Source organism: Burkholderia sp. PAMC 26561, assembly GCF_001557535.2.
Lineage (GTDB): Bacteria > Pseudomonadota > Gammaproteobacteria > Burkholderiales > Burkholderiaceae > Caballeronia.
The window spans coordinates 899,162-916,331 of sequence record NZ_CP014306.1; the positions used below are offsets into that span (position 1 = coordinate 899,162).

At 59.5% G+C, this 17,170-nt stretch carries 15 protein-coding genes; 5 read left to right on the forward strand and 10 right to left on the reverse strand.

The window, feature by feature from the left end:
* The first annotated feature begins 224 nt into the window (after nucleotides 1-224).
* Complete coding sequence (locus tag AXG89_RS04215) at nucleotides 225-2,633, forward strand: penicillin-binding protein 1A (protein ID WP_062168139.1); 2,409 nt, start codon at nucleotides 225-227, stop codon at nucleotides 2,631-2,633.
* A gap of 36 nt (nucleotides 2,634-2,669) precedes the next feature.
* On the opposite strand, the gene cyaY is transcribed toward AXG89_RS04215, so the two are convergent.
* Nucleotides 2,670-2,987, reverse strand: a complete 318-nt coding sequence (cyaY, locus tag AXG89_RS04220; protein ID WP_062000473.1) for an iron donor protein CyaY — start codon at nucleotides 2,985-2,987, stop codon at nucleotides 2,670-2,672.
* A gap of 35 nt (nucleotides 2,988-3,022) precedes the next feature.
* Between cyaY and lptM the strand changes: the two genes are divergently transcribed.
* A complete protein-coding gene (lptM, locus tag AXG89_RS04225; protein WP_062000474.1) occupies nucleotides 3,023-3,322 on the forward strand; it encodes an LPS translocon maturation chaperone LptM in 300 nt (99 codons plus the stop codon).
* Nucleotides 3,323-3,422: 100 nt separating this feature from the next.
* Complete coding sequence (gene lysA / locus AXG89_RS04230; RefSeq protein WP_062168141.1) at nucleotides 3,423-4,685, forward strand: diaminopimelate decarboxylase; 1,263 nt, start codon at nucleotides 3,423-3,425, stop codon at nucleotides 4,683-4,685.
* Between the two features lie 64 nt (nucleotides 4,686-4,749).
* Here the strand turns inward: lysA and msrQ are convergent, their stop codons facing one another.
* The 5 genes from msrQ to AXG89_RS04255 all read right to left on the reverse strand — a co-directional run bounded on the left by msrQ (nucleotide 4,750) and on the right by AXG89_RS04255 (nucleotide 10,918).
* Nucleotides 4,750-5,421 (reverse strand): protein-methionine-sulfoxide reductase heme-binding subunit MsrQ, encoded by a 672-nt coding sequence (msrQ, locus tag AXG89_RS04235; RefSeq protein ID WP_062168143.1) that lies wholly within the window; start codon nucleotides 5,419-5,421, stop codon nucleotides 4,750-4,752.
* A gap of 10 nt (nucleotides 5,422-5,431) precedes the next feature.
* A complete protein-coding gene (gene msrP / locus AXG89_RS04240) occupies nucleotides 5,432-6,421 on the reverse strand; it encodes a protein-methionine-sulfoxide reductase catalytic subunit MsrP (protein WP_062000477.1) in 990 nt (329 codons plus the stop codon).
* A gap of 160 nt (nucleotides 6,422-6,581) precedes the next feature.
* Nucleotides 6,582-7,784, reverse strand: a complete 1,203-nt coding sequence (gene ccsB / locus AXG89_RS04245; RefSeq protein ID WP_062168145.1) for a c-type cytochrome biogenesis protein CcsB — start codon at nucleotides 7,782-7,784, stop codon at nucleotides 6,582-6,584.
* A gap of 4 nt (nucleotides 7,785-7,788) precedes the next feature.
* A complete protein-coding gene (locus AXG89_RS04250) occupies nucleotides 7,789-10,023 on the reverse strand; it encodes a cytochrome c biogenesis protein ResB (RefSeq protein WP_062168148.1) in 2,235 nt (744 codons plus the stop codon).
* A gap of 208 nt (nucleotides 10,024-10,231) precedes the next feature.
* On the reverse strand, nucleotides 10,232-10,918 hold the full coding sequence (locus tag AXG89_RS04255; protein ID WP_062168150.1) for a c-type cytochrome: 687 nt from the start codon (nucleotides 10,916-10,918) through the stop codon (nucleotides 10,232-10,234).
* A 321-nt stretch (nucleotides 10,919-11,239) separates the two neighbouring features.
* Between AXG89_RS04255 and yihA the strand changes: the two genes are divergently transcribed.
* Nucleotides 11,240-11,905, forward strand: a complete 666-nt coding sequence (gene yihA / locus AXG89_RS04260) for a ribosome biogenesis GTP-binding protein YihA/YsxC (protein ID WP_062168151.1) — start codon at nucleotides 11,240-11,242, stop codon at nucleotides 11,903-11,905.
* Nucleotides 11,906-12,193: 288 nt separating this feature from the next.
* Entirely contained in the window at nucleotides 12,194-13,192 is a 999-nt protein-coding gene (hemB, locus tag AXG89_RS04265) for a porphobilinogen synthase (protein WP_062000481.1), read from the forward strand.
* A 68-nt stretch (nucleotides 13,193-13,260) separates the two neighbouring features.
* Here the strand turns inward: hemB and dsbD are convergent, their stop codons facing one another.
* From dsbD to AXG89_RS04285, 4 genes are all read right to left on the reverse strand, one after another.
* Nucleotides 13,261-15,114: a protein-disulfide reductase DsbD gene (gene dsbD, locus AXG89_RS04270; RefSeq protein WP_082771335.1), complete on the reverse strand. Its 1,854-nt coding sequence runs from the start codon at nucleotides 15,112-15,114 to the stop codon at nucleotides 13,261-13,263.
* Nucleotides 15,107-15,439, reverse strand: a complete 333-nt coding sequence (gene cutA / locus AXG89_RS04275) for a divalent-cation tolerance protein CutA (protein WP_062000999.1) — start codon at nucleotides 15,437-15,439, stop codon at nucleotides 15,107-15,109. The genes dsbD and cutA overlap by 8 nt, the downstream gene beginning before the upstream one ends.
* 163 nt (nucleotides 15,440-15,602) lie before the next feature.
* Complete coding sequence (gene rplQ / locus AXG89_RS04280; protein ID WP_056355441.1) at nucleotides 15,603-15,998, reverse strand: 50S ribosomal protein L17; 396 nt, start codon at nucleotides 15,996-15,998, stop codon at nucleotides 15,603-15,605.
* Nucleotides 15,999-16,161: 163 nt separating this feature from the next.
* Nucleotides 16,162-17,139 carry a DNA-directed RNA polymerase subunit alpha gene (locus AXG89_RS04285; protein ID WP_062000482.1) on the reverse strand — a complete coding sequence of 326 codons (978 nt, stop codon included), beginning with the start codon at nucleotides 17,137-17,139 and terminating at the stop codon, nucleotides 16,162-16,164.
* Nucleotides 17,140-17,170 lie beyond the last annotated feature (31 nt).

The following is a 17,170-nucleotide window of genomic DNA, read 5'->3' on the forward strand; positions in this document are numbered from 1 at the left end:
TGTCACCACTCAGCCAAGTGGCTAACGTCAAGGTCCCGGCCGGTTTAAAACGGCGGCATTCTGGCGCCAATGCGCGTGCCGCAAACGTTAGACTTGGTCATTCAGTCAACGCTTATTCCGACAAAAATCATCGCTTCCGAGACCTCCGCGCAACACCCGAGTAAGCCGGCCGAAAGCCGCAAAGTCGGGCGGCTATAATCGCGGGACCGTTTTTTGGTGGTGCCATGCAATCTCAGTCTCCGTCGTCCCCGCCGTCCCGTCAGTCCGAACCTGGCAAGCGCCGTCCGCTCTGGATCAGGCTTCTGCTCGGGCTGATGATTTGCATTTTTGGATTGATCGCCAGCGCCGTACTCGTCTTGGGTTACGCGCTCGTCGTGGCGCAGCCGAATCTGCCGTCGCTCGACGCGCTCACTGACTACCGTCCGAAAGTGCCGCTGCGCGTGTACACGGCGGATCACGTGCTGATTGGAGAATTCGGCGAGGAACGGCGCAGCGTCGTGCGCATCCAGGACGTGCCGGACTATCTCAAGAAAGCGGTGCTCGCCATCGAGGACGCCCGTTTCTACGATCACGGCGGCGTCGACGTGACCGGCATCCTGCGTGCCGGCGCGGTTGCATTGACGAACGGCCATGCATCGCAAGGCGCGAGCACGATCACCATGCAGGTCGCGCGCAATTTCTTCCTGTCGAGCGAAAAAACCTATACGCGCAAGATTTACGAAATGCTCCTCGCGTACAAGATCGAGCGGGCGCTCACCAAGGACCAGATTCTCGAGGTCTACATGAACCAGATCTACCTGGGACAGCGTGCGTACGGTTTCGCGAGCGCCGCCCGGGTTTATTTCGGCAAGGACATCAAGGACATCACGCTCGCTGAGGCAGCAATGCTCGCCGGCCTGCCCAAAGCGCCGTCGGCGTACAACCCGGTCGTCAACCCGAAGCGCGCGAAGGTTCGCCAGCAGTACATTCTCGAGCGCATGTACGAGTTGCGTTACATCACGCGGGAACAGTACGAGGAAGCCGCGAAGCAGCCGCTGGTGGTGAAAGGCGCGGGACGTGAGTTCAGCGTGCACGCCGAGTACGTGGCTGAAATGGTCCGCCAGATGATGTATGCGCAGTATCGGGAGGAGGCTTATACGCGTGGGCTGAACGTGGTGACGACCATCGATTCCGCCGATCAGGACGCGGCCTACCGTGCGCTGCGAAAAGGCCTGATGGATTATGAACACCGGCATGGATACCGGGGGCCGGAAGGTTTCATCGATTTGCCGGCTGATGCCGACGATCGCGAACAGGCGATTGACGACGCGCTCGTCGACCATCCGGACAACGGCGAGATTGTTGCAGCCGTCGTGACCTCGGCGAACGTGAAGCAGGTAAAGGCGAGTTTTATCGATGGCAACGTGGCCACGGTTGAAGGCAACGACTTGCGCTTCGTCGCGAGCGCGCTCAGCACGCGCGCGCAGCCGAGTCAGCGCCTGCGCCCTGGCGCCATCGTGCGCCTGATGAAAAACGAAGACGACAACTGGGTCATCACACAGCTTCCGCAGGTTGAAGGCGCGTTCGTTTCCGTCGTGCCGCAGGACGGCGCAATCCGCGCGCTTGTCGGCGGCTTCGATTTCAACAAGAACAAGTTCAACCACGTCACACAGGCGTGGCGCCAGCCGGGTTCGAGCTTCAAGCCGTTCATCTATTCGGCATCGCTTGAGAAAGGCTTGTCGCCCGCGACCATCATCAACGACGCGCCGCTTTATTTCAGCGCCGGAGAAACAGGCGGCCAGGCGTGGGAACCGAAGAACTACGGCGGCGGGTTCGACGGACCCATGCCCATGCGTACCGCGCTGATGAAGTCGAAGAACCTGGTGTCCATCCGCATCCTGAACAACATCGGCACGAAGTACGCGCAGGGCTACGTGACGAAGTTTGGATTCGATGCCGCGCGCCAGCCCGCCTATCTGCCCATGGCGCTTGGCGCCGGTCAGGTCACCCCGCTGCAAATGGCGACGGGTTATTCGGTGTTTGCAAACGGCGGGTATCGTGTGAATCCGTATCTGATCGCCGATATCACCGACCCTCGTGGCGCGGTGGTCTCACATCCGCAACCGCTGGTTGCCGGCGAAAGTGCACCGCTCGCCATCACGCCGCGTAACGCATACGTGATGAACAGCCTGCTGCAAAGCGTGGCGCAACGCGGTACCGGCGCGCGCACCAACCAGTTGAAGCGCTCGGATCTCGCGGGCAAGACGGGAACGACCAACGACTCGCACGACGCATGGTTCGCCGGATACCAGCATTCGCTGGTAGCGATTTCGTGGATTGGCTACGACTCGCCGCGCAGTCTCGGCGACAAGGAAACAGGCGGCGGACTCGCGTTACCAGTGTGGATGGAATATATGAGCCGGGCATTGCGTGGCGTGCCGGAGTACAAGTCGAGCATGCCGCCCGATGTGGTGTCGCTTGGTGGCGAGCTGTACTTCGATGACCTCACGCCGGGACATGGATTCGTTGCGACCATCGGCGTGAGCCAGGCGCCGCCGGAAGGCGCGAGCGGCGCATCGCCGGCAGCGCCTGCACCTCAGGTCGGCGACCAGGAAAAGCAGGACATCATGAATCTGTTCAAGGGCGGCAACTAAAAAAGCGCCGGTCTGAATTTTGATTTGAAACGGATTTCAGGCTGAAAAGCGGACCGGCTCGCCGGCCTGTTCGCTTGCGCACTGACTGAGCGCCTCGAAAAACTCGCTGCCATCGCGCGTATTGCGCCACGCGCCGTCCACATATTTGTAATGGAATCCGCCCGATTTCGCCGCAAGCCACAACTCGTGCATCGGCGGCTGCAAATTGACGATCAGCTTCGTGCGATTTTCAAATTCCAGCGTGAGCACATTGCCGCTGCGCTCGAATTCCACGTCGGCATCCAGGCTGTCCACATCGCGCTCGATGGCCGCCAGCGCAGCCTCGGCGAGCGTCAGGTATTCGTTGTCGGTCATGCTAAACTCCGTCGATTAATTATTCAGGGACAGTGATGCAAGTCGTCTTCAGGATGAGCGCGATTGTAGCGGCTTTGGCCATTTCCGCCGGGACGCTGCTCACCGCGTGTGGTCAGCGCGGACCGCTGTATATGCCCGCCGTTCCGCCCATTCCGCCGCGTCCCGCCAGCATGCCGCCGTTGCCCGCAACCCATGCCGTCGCACCGGCCGCGGCATCGTCGGCATTCGACTCCGGTGACGTCCCGGACACCTCCGGCGAAGCCCTTTCGCTCTCGCCTGACGACAATTTGAAACCGTCCGCGTCAGTACCCAAGGCCGCGTCAGCCGGCGACTAAATTTTTGCCTCGCCACGTTTGCGACGTGTTTGTGCGACTGTTTGTGCAATTCATAGCGCGATTCAAATGACGCATGCGCGTCAGCCGGACCAGAAAAGTCATGACCCAATCCGTATTCTCGCGCGCCGATGGCGTGCTTCAAGTCGAAGGCGTTTCGGCGGCATCGTTAGCCGAACAGTTCGGCACGCCGCTGTACGTGTACTCGCGCAGCGCGCTGACCGACGCCTATCAAGCTTACGCCGATGCGTGCAAAGGCCGCCGCGCCACCATCCACGTCGCGGTGAAAGCGAACAGCAATCTGGCCGTGCTGAACGTGTTCGCGCGTTTGGGCGCGGGCTTCGACATCGTCTCGTCGGGAGAACTGGCGCGCGTGCTTGCAGCGGGCGGCAAGGCGGAAAACACCGTGTTTTCGGGCGTGGGCAAGTCGGTGTGGGAAATGCGTGAAGCGCTCGATGCCGGCGTCAAATGCTTCAACGTCGAGTCGATTCCTGAGCTGCACGCACTCAACGAAGTCGCCGGGTCGGCCGGCAAGAAGGCGCCGGTTTCGTTGCGCGTAAATCCCGATGTCGACGCAAAGACGCATCCGTATATCTCCACGGGTCTCAAGTCGAACAAGTTCGGCGTAGCGTTCAGCGATGCACGCGCGACCTACGCGCAAGCCGCAGCCATGTCGAACCTGAATGTCATTGGCATCGATTGCCATATCGGTTCGCAGATCACGGAAGTGAGTCCGTACCTCGACGCCGTCGACAAGCTGCTTGATCTCGTCGAGCAGATCGAAGCAGACGGGACGAAGATCCATCACATCGATGTCGGCGGTGGACTCGGCATCACCTACGACGACGAGACGCCGCCTGCCATCGGTGAATTCGTGAAAGCGGTGCTCGCGCATATCGAGAAGCGCGGACATGGCGAGCGTGAAGTGTATTTCGAGCCGGGACGTTCGCTGGTTGGCAACGCGGGCCTGTTGCTCACGCGCGTGGAATATCTGAAGCCGGGTGCGGAGAAAAACTTTGCTATCGTCGATGCCGCCATGAACGACCTCGCGCGTCCCGCAATGTATCAGGCGTTTCACCGCATTGAAGCGGTGGGAACGAGCGCGGCGAAGGCCGAACTCTACGACGTGGTCGGTCCCGTGTGTGAAAGCGGCGACTGGTTGGGGAAGGACCGCTCGCTTGCCATCGAACAAGGCGATCTGCTTGCGATCTTCTCGGCCGGCGCGTACGGGTTCGTCATGAGCTCGAACTACAACACGCGCCCGCGCGCGGCCGAAGTGATGGTCGATCACGAACGCGCGCGTCTCGTGCGTGAACGTGAAGAAGTGAAGGATCTGTTCGCCGGGGAATCGATCTTTCCGGATTGAGTTTTCCGCGCAATAGAAAAGGGCGACGCTCGGCATGGCGTCGCCCTTTTTGCATTTTGGAGCCTCAAGCCATACGAGCTTTGGTCATTCTTCCGCGCAGCCAGACAATCACGCGCCAAGCCAGCAATACGACCACGATCGCCCCATAGATCTTCGGCAAGATCAGATCATGCTTGCCCGCTTTCATCCACCAGAAATGCAGGATCGCGAGCGCGGCGATCGGGTAAATCAGCTTGTGCAGCGTCTGCCAACGGCGGCCGAGTTTCCTGACCATCGCTTTCGGCGATGTGATCGCGAGCGGAATCAGCAGCACGAACGCCGCGAACCCGACCATGATGAACGGCCGCTTGGCGATGTCCTTCAAGATAGCGAAGACATCGAACCATTTGTCGAACCAGATGTACGTTGTGAAGTGCAGCACTACGTAGAAGAACGCGAACAGCCCGATCATGCGGCGAAAACGCAGCAGCGCGTTGAATCCTGTCAAACGGCGAACCGGCGTCACAGCCAGCGTGATGCACAGAAAAACAAGCGTCCAGAGACCAGTGGATCGCGTAATGAACTCGATTGGATTCGCGCCCAATCCGCCCGTAAATCCAAGCAAGACAATGCGCGCAAGCGGATACAAGCCGCCCAGGAAGACGGCGACTTTCGCCGGCTTGATCCAGTTCGTCTTTGTGGCCGGCGCGGTAGTCCGCGCCGCGGGTCGGGGCTTTACATCGGAAGCCGAAGCCATCCGTTGCTCCTTAGAAGTTGGCCTTGAGGTTCATGCCCTGATACAGCGATGCAACCTGATCGCCATAACCATTGAACATCAGCGTCTTGCGTTTCGGCGTGAAAAATCCGTCTTCACCGATGCGCCGCTCGGTCGCCTGGCTCCATCGCGGATGGTCGACGTTCGGATTCACGTTTGAGTAGAAGCCGTACTCGGCGGGCGCATATTCGTTCCAGCTCGTCTTCGGCTCTTTCTCGACGAAACGAATCTTCACCAGCGACTTTGCGCTCTTGAAGCCGTACTTCCAGGGCACGACGATCCGCACGGGCGCGCCGTTCTGGTTCGGCAGCACCTCCCCGTATAAACCCACCGTCAGCAAGGTCAGCGGGTTCATGGCTTCATCCATGCGCAAGCCTTCCGAATACGGCCAGTCGAGAATCGGCGTGGACAATCCCGGCATCTGCGACGGATCGGCAAGCGAGATGAACTGCACGAATTTGGCGTTGCCCGTCGGCTGTGCACGCTTGACGATCTCGGCGAGCGGAATGCCGATCCACGGAATGACCATCGACCAGCCTTCCACGCACCGCAACCTGTAGATACGCTCTTCGAGCGGCGCGAGCTTCAGGATTTCATCGATGTCATACACCTTCGCGTTCTTGACCTCACCTTCCACCGAAATCTTCCACGGACGCGGGCGCAGCGAATGCGCGTTTTGAACGGGATCGCCCTTGTCGGTGCCGAATTCGTAGAAGTTGTTGTAGCTCGTGATGTCTTTGAGTGGCGTGACCTTGTCCATCGCGACAAACTTCGTGTTCGTGGTCGCCACGAGCTTCTGGCCCTTTGCATCGGGCGATGTCATGGTTGCGAACGCTTCACCGTTGACGCCGACCAGTCCGGTCGCGGCAAGCGCGCCTGCGGCTTTCAACACACGGCGGCGATTCTCAAAGAACGCACGCGGCGTAATTTCGCTGCGGGGGATTTCATCGCCGAAAAGACGGCTATTGTTCTTGATCAACATCTCGATGCTCCTCAATGCGTTGCGCCCGGCGTGGGCGCTGCCGCTCTACTAGCTATATTCGTGGCAAACACCCATTTGGTTTCACGTATTCCGCCCTGGCAATAAAAAAACCGCCAGCAGATCATGCATGGCGGTTTTTAAACTGGGCTTAACGTAAAAGTTACAGCTTGCCGTAGCTGTGAAGTCCGGAGAGGAACATGTTGACGCCAAGGAAAGCGAAGGTCGTGACCAGCAAACCGGTCAGCGCCCACCATGCAGCAACCGATCCGCGCAGGCCCTTCATCAACCGCATGTGCAGCCACGCGGCGTAATTCAGCCAGACGATCAAAGCCCACGTTTCCTTCGGGTCCCAGCTCCAGTAACCGCCCCACGCTTCCGCGGCCCACAACGCGCCGAGAATGGTCGCGATGGTGAAGAACGCGAAACCCACCGCGATCGACTTGTACATGACGTCGTCGAGCACTTCGAGCGATGGCAGGCGATCCGCCAGAATGCCGCGCTCCTTGACCAGGTAGGTCACGCCGACCATTGCCGCCAGCGCGAAACTGCCATATCCGATGAAGTTCGCCGGCACGTGGATCTTCATCCACCAGCTTTGCAGCGCGGGGACGAGCGGCTGGATCTGCTGCGCATCGCGGGAAATCGAATACCACATCAGGAAGCCGACGGCCGCGCTGATCACGAGCAACACGAACGCGCCCATGGCGCGCGTGCTGTAATGCTCTTCGTAATACAAATAAAACAAAGACGTGATCAGGCAGAACAGCACGAACACTTCATATAGGTTCGAGATGGGGATATGCCCGACGTCCGAGCCGATCAGATACGACTCGTACCAGCGCACCATCAGCCCCGTGAAGCCCATGAGCACGGCCACCCACGTCATCTTCGAGCCGATCGCGCCGCCGGTTGCGGAGCGTGTGACCAGGCCAATCCAGTAGAACACGGTTGCCAGAACGAGCAGCGCGCTCATCCAGAGGATGGCCGACTGGCTGGACAGGAAGTACTTCAAGAAGAAGTTGGTGTCGGCGCGGGCGAGATCCGAGTGATAAAGCTGCAACGACGACAGCGACAGCAGCGCAATGCACGCAATCAGCAGGCGCACCGGTTTCCAGCGCCACCCGAGCACCACGAACGTCGGCACGGCGGCGCAAAGCACCAACTTGTCGTAATAGTTCATGAACGGGTGGTACCGATACAGCGCGAAACCCGCGCCGGCGACCATCGCGAGCGCGAATAGCCAGTCGGTTACACCCAGGCGCTTGAGGAACGGCCGTTCGTCGAACAGGTCGGAATCGACGGGCACTTTGCCCGCGCGCTGCTGCGCCTGATTTGACTGCGAAGAGGCTTGTGTGAGGTCCATGTTCTTACCGAGTTGAATCGTGCGAGCCGGCGGACTTCGTGTCCGGGGGCGGTTCCGACGTTGGCGATGACGCCGATGGCGCCGCCGGCTGCGATTTGACACCGAGTGCAGCGCCTATCGCGTCGCGCGTTTGCGCGAATTCTTTCTCGAAATCGAGCGTCCGGCGCGCGGTGGACATTGCCATCAACACGCTGGTGCCGCCCGTTGCCGAATCTTTGAGCCAAAACCAGAGACGACGTTCCCGGACGTAAAACATCGAGAAAATGCCGAGTACCAGCAGGGCGCTGCCAAGATACACCACTTTTTTACCCGGCGCGCGTGTCAACTGAAACACCGACGCCTGGATCTGTTTGAACGAGTCAAGTTGCAGGAAAACGGGCGAGCCATACAAAAAGCTGTCTGAAAGCGCATTGATCGACGACTGCACGAACTGCGTGTTCTTCGCATCCGCCTGCGCTTCCGGCATGCCGTTCTGGGCGCGCGAGATTTGCCACAAGTCCCACGTCGCGCCTTCCAGCATGCGCAGCAATAAGCCGGCCGCTTTTTCCTGCTCGCCCTTCGGCACCGATTTATCGATGAAACCCGCGATCGCCTGGAATCCGCCGACAGTTGCGCCGGGTTGAGCCGGAACGCCCGCTTCGTCAGCACCCGCGAACAGGTTCAGCACGCGCAATGCGCTTTCTTCCAGATGGTTCTGCAGGTCGGCGTTGGCTTCCGGCACGGAACGCTGCGCGAAACGATGCGCCGCTTCGACACGCATAGCGGGCGTTTCCAGCGCGGCGCGCAGGTTCATCCATTGTTTGATCGAGCTTTGTTCGTCGGCGGGGATGCGCAGATAGCGGAACGGGTCGTTCGGGCTCAGGCGCATGCCGGCGAGGAACATCGGCTGGCCTTGTACGTCCACGGGCAGCATGTAGTTGTTGAACTCACGCGCCTGTCCGTCCGTGCCGCGCACCTTGTATTGCACCGATGGCCCCACGTTGCGCAAATCCGTCGGCCGCGATGTCTTCGCGCCGGAGCCGAGGCGTTCGTCGAATGCCTGACGCAGCGTTTGCGTCTTGCCGACACCGCGTGCGTCGATCGTGCCGTTGCCGTCCGTGATGTTTTCGACATTGATCGCGCGGAAATCGGTGAACTCGACGCTTTCACCCTGTCCGCCGATGATCTGCGGGCTCATGGGCGCCGTTCCGCCAATCGCGCCCTCGAAAGGCACTGTTTTCGTGCTGCCGCCGGACATGGGCCAGGCGGTCATGGAAAGTTTGGAGCCGCCGTCCTGGAAGCTCGATTGATAGATGGAAATGTTGTCATACGTGAACGGCTTGTTCACCTCCACACGCGCCGGAATGCGCTTGCCGGTCGCATGATCGATCACGACGATATCGCTTGCGAACAGCTTCGGCATACCCGTCGAATAGTAGTCGACGATGAATTTATCGAGCTGGATGGAAAACGGCAGATCCTGGATCAGCGAGCCGTCCTGCTGGTTCAGGATGGCGGTCGCGACGTGCTGCCCTTCCGGCACCCAGGCGTAACCGCGGAACGTAGGATTCGACGTTGACAACCGGTGCGACGCCGGGATGTCGTTGATGACTTCATTCGACGCAATCGGCGTTTTGTTGAAGAGCCACATCTGCAGCTTGATGGGCAGGTTGCTGTCGAGCAAACCGCCAATACAGATCACCACGATCGCCAGATGCGCCGAGATATAACCGAGCTTCGTCATCGCGCCGCGCTTCGCCGCGATCAGCGTGGCGCCGCTTTCCGTCTCGAGCGTCTTGAACTTGTAGCCCATCTTGCCCGACAGCCGTTGCAACTTGGCAGCGGTCTCGGCGCGCGAGTCCGGCACCGGCGGGTATTCGCCCTTGTGATGGAACGCACGCAGGCTTCCCTCGCGCACCCGATCCTTCCAGCTCTTCATGTCCGCGATCATCTTCGGGCCGTTGCGGATCACGCACAGCGACACCGAGATCACCAGGAAAACCAGGATCAGCATGAACCACCACGCGCTGTACACGTTGTAGAGGCTCAGGCCGCGGAAAATATCCGCCCAGAACGGACCGAACTGGTTGACGTAATTCGGGTAGGGATCTTCCTGCGTAAGCACGGTCCCGATGATGCTTGCTATTGCAAGAATCACAAGCAGCGCGATGGCAAAGCGCATCGAGCTGATTGTTTCGATGGCATGACGTACGCTGCTACGGCTCGACTTCGACTGCAATCCCGACGTGGTGACGCTCATTCAAACTCCGGCTGAACAGCAAAAAAGGGTGGAGACGCACCGGCACCAGACCGGCGTCCCACCCTTTTTCTTATTTGCACGCCGGTCTCGCTGGACCGGCTTCGTGATGCTTATGTATGCTGGGTTCGCACTATGCCGGACGCTTGCGACGTCCGGACGACGCTGCGCGCATCTTAAAGCAGACCCTCGCGCGGCGCAGATTACTACTTCAATGCAATCCCGCGATGTAGTCCGCCACCGCCTTCACTTCCGCTTCATTCAGGCGCAACGCAATGGTATGCATGGGCTCGCTGTTGTTGCGTGTTCCTTGGGCGAACGCGGTGAGCTGCGCCGCCGTGTAATCGGACCACTGCCCCGACAAGCGCGGATACTGCACCGGCACGCCCATACCTGTTGCACCGTGACACGCGGCGCAAGCGGGAACAGCTCTATCCGTTATGCCGCCACGATAAATCTTCATCCCGAGCGGCACGGTGTTCTTGTCCCGCGCGTAACCGGGCTTCGCTTTCTGCGTCTCAAAATACGCAGCCACGTTGACCATGTCCTGATCGTTCAAAGCGGCCGCCATACCGGCCATGATCGCGTTCTTGCGCGCCGGCTCTTTCGCGCCCGGCTGCGTCTTGTAATCCTTCAACTGCTTGACGATGTACTCGGCATGCTGACCCGCGAGCTTCGGAAACGCGCCGCCAGCGCTGTTGCCATCTGCTCCGTGACACGAAGCGCAGACCTGAGTGGCAATCGCCTGACCCCGCGCTACATCGGGCTTGGCAGGCGCCGCGGCCGCTGCGGGCTCTGCTGCATTGACCGTCTGCGCCGTGAGTGTCCAGCCCACCAACCCCGCTCCGAATGCTGCTGCTAATTCCAAGGCCATCAGAGTCTTGTACAGTCGGTTCATTCGCGTACCCTGTTATTCGTCTTGTGAGAATTGTGAGGTTTTGCAAAACGACGGTTACCGATGCACTGCAAGACACCCGACAGGGGACGCGATACGAGTTCGGTACGGGCAAAAAGATCACCCGCCGCGCGCCCCGAAATCTGCCTTCAAACCTGTCTCACTCCTTATCCCGCTTGGGTCTTGCGTGCCCTGGCTGGTCTTCGTACGACCGTCGTATTGTACAATAACTCGCTAAACGCAAAGACGCCAGTCGGGGCAAGCCCAGTATTCAGTGGCTCCTTACAGCTCGAGTTTCCACAGAATTTCACTTTCGGTCTTCCCATGTCGTCATTCCTGCTCCATCAAGCCCGTTTCTTTACAACGGTCAATCACTTACGCGATCTGCCTCCCACGCCGCAGCCGGAGATCGCGTTCGCTGGACGCTCGAACGCCGGCAAGTCAACGGCCATCAACCTGCTGTGCAATCAGAAGCGGCTCGCGTTCGCGAGCAAGACGCCCGGGCGCACCCAGCACATCAACTACTTCGCCATCGGCCCGGCGGACCAGCCCAAGGCCCACGTGGTGGACTTGCCGGGCTACGGTTATGCCGAAGTGTCAGGCAACGCGAAGCTGCACTGGCAGGCGTTGTTGTCCACGTACTTGCAAAGCCGCGCCCAGTTGGTCGGCATGATCCTGATGATGGATTCGCGTCGCCCGCTGACCGAGCTCGACAAGATCATGCTCGAATGGTTTGCGCCCACCGGCAAGCCAATTCACGCGTTATTGACGAAATGCGACAAATTGACGCGTCAGGAAAGCATCAATACGCTGCGCGCGACCAAGAAAGCGTTCGAGGAATATACGGCGTCCGGATATCGCGGCGAACTGACGGTCCAGCTCTTTTCGGCACTGAAGCGCGTTGGCCTCGACGAAGCGCACGAGAAGATCGAAAGCTGGCTGATTCCCAAGGCGATTGAAGAATGCGACCCGGCAGACGAGGCGCAGTAAGCCCGCTTCGAGCGGTCCGCGCTCCCGGCATAAAAAAACCCGCCGCATGACGGCGGGTCAAACAGCCTGATCGAATCCTTTACGAATCACCACAGGCACCCGCTCAGGGAGGAGAAGCGGGGAGGTCGGCGCCAGGCGCCTCACTCGATCGGTATGATATACCATTGTCTCGAAATGGTTCTGGAGCTGCCCCGCCTGGCGTCTCAGCTGGCTCTGACACGCACGCCGTCTGGCCAAGCCGCCTCTTCCCGATAATTTCCCGATTTTCAAAACTCCCGAGTACACGTCATGAGCTTTTATCCGCATCATCGTCCGCGCCGCATGCGCCGGGACGACTTTTCGCGCCGCCTGATGCGTGAAAACCTCCTGTCGACCAACGACTTGATCTATCCGGTGTTCATCGTCGAGGGGACGAATCTGCGTCAGGCCGTGCCTTCAATGCCAGGCGTCGAGCGTACGTCCGTCGACCTGCTGATGAAAGTCGCCGAGCAGTGCATGGAACTGGGTGTGCCGGTTATTTCGCTCTTCCCTGCCATCGAGCCGTCGCTGAAGACGCCCGACGGCCGCGAGGCGACCAACCCCGAGGGCCTCATTCCGCGCGCCGTGCGCGAGTTGAAGAAGCACTTCCCCGAACTGGGCGTGCTCACCGATGTCGCGCTGGACCCGTACACCAGCCACGGCCAGGACGGCGTCCTGGACGAACAAGGCTACGTCATCAACGACGAAACCAGCGAGATCCTCGTCGACCAGGCTCGTACGCAAGCTGAAGCGGGCGTGGATATCGTCGCGCCCTCGGACATGATGGATGGGCGTATCGGTGCGATCCGCGAAATGCTCGAAAGCGATAGCCACGTGCACACACGAATCATGGCGTACGCGGCGAAGTTCGCATCGGCGTTCTATGGTCCGTTCCGCGATGCCGTCGGCTCGGCCACGAATCTCGGCAAGAGCAACAAGATGACCTACCAGATGGACCCGTCCAATTCCGATGAAGCCATGCGCGAAGTCCGCATGGACATTGAAGAAGGCGCCGACATGGTGATGGTCAAGCCGGGCATGCCGTACCTGGACATTGTGTATCGCGTGAAGGAGGAGTTTCGTTTTCCGACTTATGCGTATCAGGTCAGCGGTGAGTACGCCATGATCAAGGCCGCCGCGCAAAACGGCTGGCTCGATCACGACAAGACCATGATGGAATCGCTGCTGGCATTCAAGCGCGCGGGAGCAGATGGCGTGCTCACGTACTTTGCTTTGGACGCTGCCCGGATTCTGCGGGCTTCGAAATAGCCGGCATGATGGGAGCGAAAAAGGCGACGCAATGCGTCGCCTTTTTCGTTTTCCGTAAGGTTAATGTTTTACGTCGTAGGCGCTCCAAGCTTGTCGAGGCTCTGCAAAAACTTGTCGGCCGATTCGTAGCCTACGACGCGTGCGAGTTCATTGCCCTGGGCATCGAAGAAGATGATGCCCGGCGGTCCGAAAAGCTTGAAACGCTTGAGCAGGGCCTGGTCGTCGGTATTGTTCGCAGTCACATCCGCGCGCAGGAGATTGAGCTGTGCCAAGCGTGCGCGCACTCTCGAATCACTGAACGTGAGGTGTTCCATCTCTTTGCACGAGACGCACCAGTCGGCGTAGAAATCGAGCATTGCCGGACGTCCAGCGGCTTTCACCGCGAGATCAAGTTGCTCCGATGACTTCACCGGCGCGAAGGTTTCGCTCGGAGCCGATGCTTGCGTGGCGACCGCTGTTCCGGCACCGGCGCGAGCCGTGAAGACGGCAAGGGGACGCAGCGGGTCGGTCGACCCGGCAGCGAGGCCCACCAGCAGCGCCGCGCCCCAAATGGCGAGCAGCGCACCGAATCCGCGTCCGAGCCGCCTCCAGACAGATATCCCTGCTGCACCCGACGAAAACAACCCGAGCGCGGCCGCAGCAATCAGCAGCCACAACGCAGCCAGCGCCATCTGTACGACGGCGCCCAGGACCGGCCAGACGATCCACAAGGCCGCTGCGAGCAGGATCACGCCGAAGAAAACCTTGACGCCGTCCATCCAGTTGCCGGCGCGCGGCAGCAACGTCCCGGCTCCGAGGCCGATGATGAGTAGCGGCACACCGAGTCCGACACCCATCGAAAAGAGCGCAGCGCCGCCGAGAAACGCATTGCCCGTATGCGCGATGAACGCCAGCACGGCAAAAAGCGGCGCAGTCATGCACGCACCGACCACGAGCGCCGACAGCGCGCCCATGACGATCACAGCTACGACCTTCCCGCCCGAACGCTTCTGCGAGGCCTCGTTGACGCTGTTTTGCCAGCGCGCGGGCAGCGCGATATCCATGCCCGCGATCAACGTCAGCGCAAAGACCGCGAGCAACACGCCGAATGCGCCGAGTACCCAAGGATTCTGGAGCCATGCGCCGAGGCTTTGTCCGATCATCGCCGCGAGCACGCCGAGCGCGGTGTACACGAGCGCCATGCCGAACACATACGCGGCCGATAACCCGAACCCGCGCGACCGCGTGACCCGCGCACCCTCGCCGATGATGATTGCCGAAAGGATCGGGATCATCGGATAGGAGCACGGCAGCAAGCTCAACACGACGCCCGCAACGAAGTACAACCCGACGATCGCAAAAAAACCGCCACTTTCAAGCAGCGATTGCGCGTAGTCCGCGTTGGTCGCGCGGTCGTACCAAGGTACGTCACTGACGCTGGTTGCGGGCGTGAGCGCGCTTGTAGAACCGGCCGCCTGCAACGCAGCGCCAGTCACGTGATAAACATGATCCGCAGGCGGATAGCAGATACCCTGATCGGCGCATCCTTGCGACGTCACCACAATGTCGAACGGACCTGATGCCTGTTTCACCGGGATCCGGATCAGCAGTTCTCCACGATACGTCTCAACGTCCTTGTTGAAGGTTTGATCGAAGTGGACTTTCCCGGGCGGCAGTTGTGCTTCGCCCAACGTCGCCGTGCCGCTTTTTACGGCAAACGCAAAACGCTCGCGGTACATGTAGTAGCCGTCTGCGACCTTATATCGCACATCGATTTCGCCTGGCTTTTCGCTTGCGCTGAATTTGAAGGCGACGGACGGATCGAGAAAATCGTCGGCGGCATGCGTAATCGAAATCGAACTGAAGACCAGGACGAAGCACGACAGCAACATGAGCGCGGCGTCGACAACACGGCGCGCGCAAAAATCGAAGGGCTTATACATTAATAGGACGTTGAGTTTCCGCGATGACCCAATGTCCATAGGCCGCCGATGCGTCGGCCTGCCACGAGACAATTTCAGGTGTTTCATAAGGATGATTCGACTCTATGAACCGCGCGAGTTCATCGCCGCGCGCCAGACTCGTCTTGAAGAGCATCTGAAGCTCGTCAGCCGCCTCGACCTTCCCGTTCCACCGATACCGCGACTTGACCATGCCCAGCTCGGTCACACAGGCTGCGAGCCGTGCGTCAATAACCTGTTGCGCCAGCACCGATGCGGCGTCACTGTCAGGTAGCGTCGTAAGAACGAGGACGACGGGCGTGTTCACGAAAAGCTCCAATGCAGTCGATATGGACGCAATCGTAGCACTGCAAGCCAACGGCCAACATTCAGCCGATCGGCCTGGCGGTGTGGCGCCCGAAAGCAGATCCACCGAGCGTAAAAAAAGCCAAGCAAGGCTTGGCTTTTTTGTCCAACAACCGCTCAAAAGCTTATTCGGCTTCTTGAACGTCGTCAGCTTCAGCGAGTTCCGGACGATCCATCAGCATGACCAGCGCCATCGGCGCGTTGTCGCCTTGACGGAAGCCGAACTTCAGGATGCTCAGGTAGCCACCCGGACGCGTTTCGTAACGCGGGCCGAGTACGTCGAACAGCTTTGCGACGGAATCACGATCGCGCAGGCGGTTGAACGCCAGACGACGATTTGCCAGCGACGGCTTCTTGCCGAGCGTGATCAGAGGCTCAACGACTTTACGGAGTTCTTTGGCTTTCGGCAGCGTCGTCTTGATGACTTCGTGCTCGATCAGCGAGTTCGACATATTACGGAGCATAGCCAGACGGTGGCTGCTCGTGCGGTTCAGTTTCCGCAAACCATGTTTATGGCGCATTTTGAATTTTCCAGATTAATCAAGTTTAGATCCAGCTCTTCTATTACGTCTCTTGAGCGCCTTTTTAGGCAGCTCACGAGCGCACGGGCCGGTCGTAGAAAAAGCAAGATGCGGATTTTAAAGGAAAATCCGCATCTTTGCCAGTCAAGCGTGCAGCTTGTACTTACTTGTCGAGACCAGCCGGCGGCCAGTTTTCGAGCTTCATACCCAGCGTCAAACCACGCGATGCCAAGACTTCCTTGATCTCGTTCAGCGACTTGCGACCGAGGTTAGGCGTCTTCAGCAATTCGTTTTCCGTGCGTTGGATCAAATCGCCGATGTAATAGATGTTCTCAGCCTTCAGGCAGTTCGCCGAACGAACCGTGAGTTCGAGATCATCGACCGGACGCAGCAGGATCGGATCGATCTGCGGCGCACGCGACGGTGCTTCTGCCGCTGCTTCCGTGCCTTCCAGAGCCGCGAACACCGACAACTGGTCAACCAGGATACGGGCTGACTGACGAATCGCTTCCTCGGGCGAAATCACGCCGTTGGTTTCGATGTTCATCACGAGCTTGTCGAGGTCGGTACGTTGCTCGACACGAGCGCTTTCAACAGCGTAGCTCACGCGCAGAACCGGCGAGAACGACGCGTCCAGCACGATGCGGCCAATAATCTTCGCCGAATCTTCGCCGTAGCGACGCACATTGCCCGGGACATAGCCGCGGCCCTTTTCAATCTTGATCTGAACGTCGAGCTTGCCGCCCTTCGAAAGATGCGCAATCACGTGACCCGGATTGATGACTTCGCAATCGTGAGCGAGTTCGATATCCCCGGCCGTAACAACACCTTCGCCGTCCTTGCGCAACGTAACCGTGACTTCGTCGCGGTTATGCAGCTTGAAAACGACGCCCTTCAAATTCAGCAGCAGGTTGACCACATCTTCTTGCACGCCGTCGAGCGTAGAATACTCATGCACGACGCCTGCAATCGTCACTTCGGTCGGCGCATAACCAATCATCGACGACAACAGCACGCGCCGAAGCGCGTTACCCAAGGTGTGACCATAGCCCCGTTCGAACGGCTCCATGACCACTTTCGCGTGGCTATCGCCAAGCGATTCGACTGCAATAATCTTGGGCTTCAACAAACTGGTTTGCATAGGTTTTCCTTTTCAATACCCTCGGCTCGTT